Here is an 8,064-nt window from a genome sequence, read left to right on the forward strand (position 1 = left end):
CATCAGCCCTTACAAATTTTAAAAAACTAAATGTTTTAGCAAAGAATTTAGATGAATTTAAACATATCAAACAAAAAACTAATTATCAAGTACTTAAGCATAGCTACATTAAGTTTTACATCACTATCGGTTTTTGGGCAGATTTTCAGCACCGCACAAAACCCACTTAGTGTAAAATGGAACTATATTTATTCGGGCGGCTTTAAAATCATCTATCCGCAAGAACTGGAGAAAGAGGCACAAAGAATGGCCAATACCCTACCCTTTATCTACCCCAAAATAGGACTGGGTTTAAGGCAGCAAAAAACCGCTATTCCACTCCTACTCCAGAACCGCGGAACCGTGGCAAACGGCTTTGTTCAACTCGCACCCAAGAAGTCTGAATTCTATGCAACTCCTCCTCAGTTTTTCGATAGTCAGGATTGGCTAAACAACCTGGCAGTACACGAGCTTAGACACATTGCTCAGTTTGACAAATTGACAGGAACGCAAGCACACCCCTTTCCCGAACTGGTTTACTTTGCTTACTTTGGCGCGGGCATCCCCATCTGGTTTTTTGAAGGTGATGCCGTAGTTAACGAAACCGCCTTGACGCATTCGGGCCGGGGCAGGCAGCCCAATTGGATCATGCCTTACCGGGCTTCAATTTTAGAAGGCAAAAAAATCTCATACAGTAAAGCCTATTTCGGCTCGAACAAAGACGTAACTCCTGGTTACTATCAAACCGGATATTTGATGGTATCGGATATGAAGGAAAAATATGGGCAGTTCATTTCCGACAGCATACTTAGCGACATTAGAAAAAGACCAGTAAGGCTGTACCCCTTTTCGCAGAGCTTAAAAAAATTCACGAAACAGAATTCCAGAACCTACTTTCTTTCTACCCAAAACAAGCTCGCTGAAAAATGGAAAACACAGCAAGAAAAATCTATTACAGAAAGCTATGAAAGCCTAAATAAAAAAGCTGATTTGGCAACCGATTATTTTCTTCCTGTTCGGTTAAATAAAAACCAGGTTTTAGCCCTAAAAGAAAGCAAGACAGATACACGATATTTCGTGATTATTAACGAAGATAAATCGGAACAAAAATTATTCGGAATTGGTTATCAGGAACAGCCTTGGTTTAGCTTAAAAAATGATCTTTTGATCTGGGATGAAATACGTTATGATCCGCGCTACAAACAACGGAGCTACAGCGTAATCTGTTCATATAATTTGAAGACCAAAAAATTCAACAAATTAAGCAGCAAAAGCAGGCTCTTCTCTCCCAGCCTTTCTAACGATGGAAAGAAAATCATCGCTTCAAAAGTGGAGCTGAACAATCAGTTCAATCTGGTTGAGTTGGATGCAGTCTCGGGAAAAATTTTAAAGACCTACCCTAACCTTGAAAACGAAATCCTGCAGATGCCTTCATTTGATCAATCAGGAAATAAGGTTACTTATGTCAGCGTAAATGAAAAAGGAAAAAGTTTATGGTTGATTGACGGAGAAAAAAAAACGCAACTGATTTCTAACAGCCGACAACAGTTAAGCCGACCGATCTTTATCAACGACAAAATTGTTTTCAATGCGCACTTTAATGGGATCGATAACATCTACAGTATAGATCCTGGTTCGAAAAAAATAAATGCGCTCAGCGCGTCCGAGTATGGGGCCTTTAACCCTAGCGAAACCGCCGATGGAAAAATCATTTTCAACAATTATAAAATCAATGGTTATGAAATTGCAGAAACCGTATTAACCGAAAAACCAGTTGGAGAAAATAACTTTGTGGATTTCTCGGCCGCTGCAGAAAAGCAGGAAAACGTTGGGAATGTTTTCGACAAGATTCCCGATAGCACCTACCAAGCCAAGCGTTATCATCAGGCCTTAAATCTTTTCAGTTTCCACAGCATTATTCCGGTTATCGACAACGAATATGTTTTCGGTCTGGAGCTGCAATCAAACAATCTGCTCAACACGATGGACTTTTATACCGGCGCAAAATACCACCGCGATTTAAAACGTTTTGAGTACACGGCAGATATTAGCTATAAGGCACTTTATCCTGTATTTAGTGTATTGTACCGCAACCGCCCGAAAAGAACGTTCTACAGAGCTAAAAACGCGGTACAACAAGGCGACTGGAGAGAGAACTACATCAAGTTTAATGCATCGGTTCCGCTATCGTTTAACACGCGCAATGAGAACTATGCTTTTACCCTAAATGCGGCAACTAGTTTTACGCAAAGGTACATGCCGGAAAACATGCCTACTGGTTTTATACGCGAGCTTAAATTTCCGATGGAATACAATTTTACTTTTAACCACAGTGTCCGTACTACCGAAAGGGATATTGCCCCCAAGTGGGCACAAGTATTTAGGGCAACTTATAATCACCAGCCCTTCGATAAAAACTTAAAAGGAGAAATTTTAGCGCTCGAAAGTTTCCTTTACTTTCCTGGCGTTGCTAAAAACCATTCCTTTTTAGCGAGCTTCAATTATCAGAAAGCAAGCGGTGTAAACCAATACGCCACTGAGATTGCAACCGTTTATGGCTACAACAATATTTTAGCGAAAAGTAAACTGCAAAACAGTCTGCTTTTTAACTATCGTTTTCCCTTTGCTTTTCCCGATTGGGAGTTGGGTCCTTTCGCTTATGTCAGAAATTTTAGGGCAGGTTTATTTTGCCATTATGAGAACATTGGCAAGGGCACAACGTTTAACGATCCGAAAACTTATGGCGTAGAATTAAATACCAGTGTAAACCTTTTGCGCTATCAACCTGTTGTAGATTTAGGAGCGAGATTGGTTTTTGTTAATCAGATTTACAATCAAAATCCGATATTAGAGTTTTCATTTAATTATAGCTTTTAAAACCATGAGCGCAAAAACAATCTCCATCATTATCCTGACTGCATTACTTACCATATTTTTAATGGTGAATACCGAACCTGTTGATTTCGATTTCCTGGTTACCACACTTCCAGTATCTAAACTTCTGGTTATCGGTATTTGCATCATCATCGGTTTTATCATTGGCTTTGTTGTGGGCCGTCCGCGGAAAACATTGAGCAGTTATGATGATGAGATCGAAAGAAACCAACCGGTTTCGAATAAAAAAGAATTGAGCGATGAAGACAGAGATTATATCAGCTAAGAGTTAGGACTAGTAGGATTCTACGATCTGATACTCAATAGCAAAATCGTCATCTCGACTAGAACGCAGTGAAATGGAGAGATCTGCTTCGATAGATCTCTCGGCTTTGTTGCACTTCGCTCGAGATGATGGCGACTTGTGAGTGATCTTTTTAAACTTTCTGTCAATCACATTGGTTTTTATGCAATAGATTTTTTATCGAAATGACGGGTATTTTTTTTTCGTAGTTAAAGTGCCGACATTATCTCACCGTATAACAACCCACTACCACCTCCATAGTGCTGGATAATTTTCAGGTCTGGCCTTAAGGCGAGAAGTTTATTTTTCAGTTCAGCTTCTGATTCCTGATCAATTCCATTTCCAAGTAAAACCAAGTCAATGTGTTGTTCTTTGCAAATGGAAATGGCTTCTTCATTTTTGCAAACACACAAACCTTTCCATTCAGGTCTGGCATTTAACAAGCGGTTCATTACTACAGTAATTTCTGTATCCCGACCAATATAAAGTATAGTAGTTTGCATATTTCTTTAAATAAATAAACCTCGCAGGTTTTGAAAACCTGCGAGGTTTGGTTAAAATTATTTTTTAATTCAGTTCCATCGGAACATCCATCAATAAAACCTCTGCATCTGCAGTATTGGCTTTAAAACTAATGCTATCAGTATCCCAAACGCCTAATCCATCTCTTTTGCTCAACACTTGTCCGTTTATGGTTACTTCGCCATTGATTACAAAAGCATAAACACCGTTTCCAGCTTTTTTGATTTTGTATTCCGTTTCAAAACCTTCATCAAACTTACCTAACGAGAACCAGGCATCCTGATGAATCCAAACACCGGCATCATCAGCATTTGGTGATAAAATCTGCTGGAAGTTATTGTGCCTTGCTGCAACATCTAACGTTTGTTGATCGTAACGTGGCGTAACATTTTTCTTGTTAGGGAACAACCAGATCTGCAATAAGTTTAACTGCTCATCTGCATTTGCGTTAAACTCGCTATGGCTAACACCTGTTCCGGCGCTCATTACCTGAATTTCTCCATTTTTAATTACGGCCGAATTGCCCATACTATCTTTGTGAGCAATTGCACCAGCCAATGGAATGGTAATAATTTCCATGTTATCGTGTGGGTGCGAGCCAAAGCCCATTCCACCATCAATACTGTCGTCATTTAAAACCCTTAAAACTCCGAAGTGCATCCTTTCTGGATTGTAGTAATTAGCAAAACTGAATGAATGGTGTGCATCTAACCAACCATGATTAGCATGACCGCGGGTGTTTTCTTTGTGCAAAATAAACTGTGACATAAATTTCCTTTCTTGTTTATGATACAAATTTACAGCAGCGATGTTTACCAAACATTGATGTAGGGTAAGAAAGTAGTCGGAAGTTCAGAGTCTTAAGTCAATCACCGATTGTGCCTTGCCATTACGGCATCGCTGTTAAGCTCCCTTAACGCATCTAATGCTACCCAATTTGCTTTTTTATTGTTTTGGGCGAGGATATTGTTTGCGGTTTGGATGGCATGCTCATGTAGAAAAAGATTTCGCTTGCCAATTTGCCTCAATGCCCAGTTGGTTGCCTTTTTAACAAAATTCCGGTTATCGTAGGCTTCTCTTTCGATGATCGGAAGAAAACTCAGAAAAGTTTCGTCAGGTTCTTTCTTGAGGTGCACGGCTGCCTCAGCCATCAGTACAAAACCAGTACGTTTCACAAATTCTGCTTCAGCCTGGGCAAACTCAAAGGCCTTCGGCTTAAAATAAGGCGTTTTAACGAAAAGATTTCCGCAAGCCTGATCACATATATCCCAGGAACTAAAATCATTCGTCCATGCGTTTATTTGCGTTTCTGTCACCTGTTTATAATCACTGATAATGGTTGCTAAAAGGCAGGCCTCATGAAACCCAGTTTTCCAAAGCAATAAAGAAAGTTCCTGATTCTTTCCAATTTGCCTGGCCAGTTTTCTGATATTCGGCAAACGGACACCAAAAGCTTTAGAAATATCGATCCCAAAATGAGCCATCTTTTTTAGATAATCAGGCTCGCTGATGGATTTTAATTCGGAAAGGACAAAATCTAGATCATTCATCATACGAATTTAGTTTTTTTGAAAGACTTCCGAAGTTTAGGCAACGCGCAGGCCTTTGAAACTTCGGAAGTCTAAAAAAGGCTACCGTAAACGATGCCTCATACTGCATTAAACATAACCAATCCTTAACACTGTTTCGGTTTTAAGTTTACATCGATCTTTTAAACTTGTTTAAATTTAACCATAACAATCAACCTTTTAAAACCCATGCAAAAAAACATTATTTGGATGCTATTAGCGTCTTGCCTATTCACATTTTCCTGCGAAAAGAACAAATTATCTGAAGAGGAGGCTAGCACAACAAACCAAAAGAAAAATATGCTAATGGCTAACACTACAGTAGCCAGCGCTGCTGCAAGCGTAAATGCCTATTCAAACACATCGACCTACATCAACACTGGTTTTTCATTTTTAAATCCAACACAAATTGATAAAAACCGCCAGGCTATTGGCGGCAGTGCTTACACCGAAGTATATGGCTTTAATGTCCCAGAAGAAAACAGGGTAAGGGGTATTAGATGGAATGAAGATGATGAAACTACATCCATATGGCGCCCCCAGGGAATAGCTGGTTTTTCTAGAAATGGTGTACGTTACTTATTGGTAAGCTGGTACGCCAAAGATGCTGCCGAGAGCAAAGGATCGAGAATAACCCTTATCGACATCAGCCCAAGTTCGAGTACTTATTTAACTTACCGACATATATTATTGGTACAACCTACCCTTCCAACTGGCACACTGGATTATACGCAATATGGCGCTTACGCCCCTTTAAATGTGCATGCAGGTGGAGTAGCTTATTTTAATGGTAAAGTTTATTTAAGTAGTACAAGTTTAGGATTAAGGGTATTCGATTTAGACAAAATTATTGAAGTAACTACAGGAACGGGCACTGATGATAAGTGCGGGAAAGATGCTAGCGGTAATCTTTATGCTTTTAATTACAGGTACATCCTTCCGCAAATAGGTTATTATAAAATTAATGAGGCAAGTCCTTTTTCAACAGTACAGGTAAATTACGAGAACAATCAATTATGGACAGGGCAATATTACGCCGGCAGTGCAGATGCATCAATTGTACCTAAAATATTCGGGTTTCCGATAAACTCATCCGGCGAATTGCAGAATTCGGGCATACAAACAGTGATTCCAAAAAACAGCCTATTTACTTCAGATCATGCACATGGGATACAAGGCGTTTTTAGAAAAGGGAATAGAACCTGGCTTTCCTGCACCGGATCGCCTAGCGAATCGTACGGATCAACCGCCCGCTTAGCAAGGTATACAGATGGTGATACGAATACTGTTCGATACAGGTGGCCATACGGCGCTGAATCGTTATATCTTGAAGCCCAATACGGGTATTTATGGAGCTTAACTGAATTTGAACCCAATGCCGGAGCTCAAAATGGCAGTCAGGTTAACCGCTGTATATTTGCTGTAGATTTTTCAAAATACGAATAGTTACAACCTAACTTCGATTATTAGTTTTTGCTTTTTGGTGTTTTAACTATTTTTTTTTCTAAAACGATCGTCACCCTGACCTGTAGCGCAGCGAAAAGCTACGCAGTAAATTTATTTCAGGGTCTTTCTAACCTGGACCAATAATTATTATTTTTCAATAATAATTATTGGTCCAGAAACACAAGAGGCTGTATCATATTTATAAATTCTATCCGAATTTGTCACGTTGAGCCTGTCGAAACGCTTTTAGCAAGTCCTTCGACAGGCTCAGGATGACAATTATTTATGATACAGCCTATTTCTATTTATGCCTTTATTAAGCCAATGCCTGTTCAATATCAGCTAAAATATCGTTGATATGCTCCAAACCAATTGATAAACGGATTGAACCTTGCTCAATACCAACTTCATTACGCTGTTCTTCGGTAAGTTTGCTGTGTGTACTGGTAGCAGGGTGTGTTGCAATGGAACGGGTATCGGCCAAATTTGCGGAGATAGAGAACATTTGCAGACCGTCCATAAATTTACGTGCAGCATCAATACCGCCTTCAACCACAATGGTTACAATACCACCACCCTGTTTCATTTGCTTCTTGGCAATATCGTACTGCGGGTGCGAGGGTAAAAACGGATACTTTACCAGTTTAATTTTCGGGTGTTTTTCTAAATATTCTGCAACTTTTAAAGCATTTTCACAATGGCGGTCCATACGGATGGCCAAAGTTTCTAAACTTTTAGATAGAATCCATGCGTTAAAAGGCGATAATGCCGGCCCACTGTGACGGGCAAAAGCAATCACATCTGCAATTAAATCTTTGGTCCCTAAAATAACGCCGCCCAATACTCTTCCTTGTCCATCAATATATTTGGTAGCCGAGTGGATCGAAATGTGCGCACCATACTTAATCGGCTGTTGCAGATATGGTGTAGCAAAACAATTATCAATAACCAGTAATACCTTGTGTTTTTTAGCCAGATCGCCCAAAAATTCCAGATCGATAATGTCGATGCCAGGATTAGATGGCGTTTCTACAAAAATCATTTTGGTATTGGGTTTAATCAAAGCTTCCCAATCCTGTGGTTTATCCAGATCTGCATAATCGAAAGTTACGCCCCAGTTAGAAAAAACATTGGTTAATAATTGATGTGTAGAACCAAAAACTGATCTGCTCGAAACCAAATGGTCGCCATTTTTTAAAAATGCACCAAATGTGGTAAAAATCGCAGCCATTCCAGTTGCAGTGGCAAAACCATCTTCGGCACCTTCTAAGAGGCACATTTTTTCGATAAACTCTGATGTATTTGGATTTGAATAACGGCTATAAACATTCCCTTCCTTTTCGTTAGCAAACAAAGCACGCATTTCTTCCG

At 39.6% G+C, this 8,064-nt stretch carries 7 protein-coding genes; 3 read left to right on the forward strand and 4 right to left on the reverse strand.

The genetic code is table 11. The features are described from left to right. Nucleotides 1–51: 51 nt before the first annotated feature. Nucleotides 52–2,856, forward strand: a complete 2,805-nt coding sequence (locus tag AC1DPQ_RS10885) for a TolB-like translocation protein (RefSeq protein ID WP_477609238.1) — start codon at nt 52–54, stop codon at nt 2,854–2,856. 4 nt (nt 2,857–2,860) lie between these two features. Further along, nucleotides 2,861–3,139 carry a LapA family protein gene (locus AC1DPQ_RS10890; RefSeq protein WP_029276236.1) on the forward strand — a complete coding sequence of 93 codons (279 nt, stop codon included), beginning with the start codon at nt 2,861–2,863 and terminating at the stop codon, nt 3,137–3,139. 227 nt (nt 3,140–3,366) lie between these two features. Here AC1DPQ_RS10890 and AC1DPQ_RS10895 read toward each other — a convergent pair whose 3' ends face one another. From AC1DPQ_RS10895 to AC1DPQ_RS10905, 3 genes are all read right to left on the reverse strand, one after another. After that, nucleotides 3,367–3,660 (reverse strand): hypothetical protein, encoded by a 294-nt coding sequence (locus AC1DPQ_RS10895; RefSeq protein WP_477582484.1) that lies wholly within the window; start codon nt 3,658–3,660, stop codon nt 3,367–3,369. A 64-nt stretch (nt 3,661–3,724) separates the two neighbouring features. Beyond that, the gene (locus AC1DPQ_RS10900) at nt 3,725–4,447 is read right to left on the reverse strand and encodes a pirin family protein (protein WP_029276239.1); all 723 of its coding nucleotides are present in this window, start codon (nt 4,445–4,447) and stop codon (nt 3,725–3,727) included. Between the two features lie 101 nt (nt 4,448–4,548). Next, entirely contained in the window at nt 4,549–5,232 is a 684-nt protein-coding gene (locus AC1DPQ_RS10905; protein WP_477582482.1) for a DNA alkylation repair protein, read from the reverse strand. Between the two features lie 321 nt (nt 5,233–5,553). On the opposite strand from AC1DPQ_RS10905, the gene AC1DPQ_RS10910 reads away from it, so the two are divergent. Further along, nucleotides 5,554–6,693, forward strand: coding sequence for a hypothetical protein (locus tag AC1DPQ_RS10910; RefSeq protein WP_477582480.1), 1,140 nt, complete (start codon nt 5,554–5,556; stop codon nt 6,691–6,693). A 316-nt stretch (nt 6,694–7,009) separates the two neighbouring features. Here the strand turns inward: AC1DPQ_RS10910 and AC1DPQ_RS10915 are convergent. Beyond that, on the reverse strand, nt 7,010–8,064 hold a 1,055-nt coding region (locus tag AC1DPQ_RS10915; RefSeq protein ID WP_477609240.1), incomplete at its 5' end, for a trans-sulfuration enzyme family protein.

Source organism: Pedobacter sp. 01T416_2 (assembly GCF_056398925.1).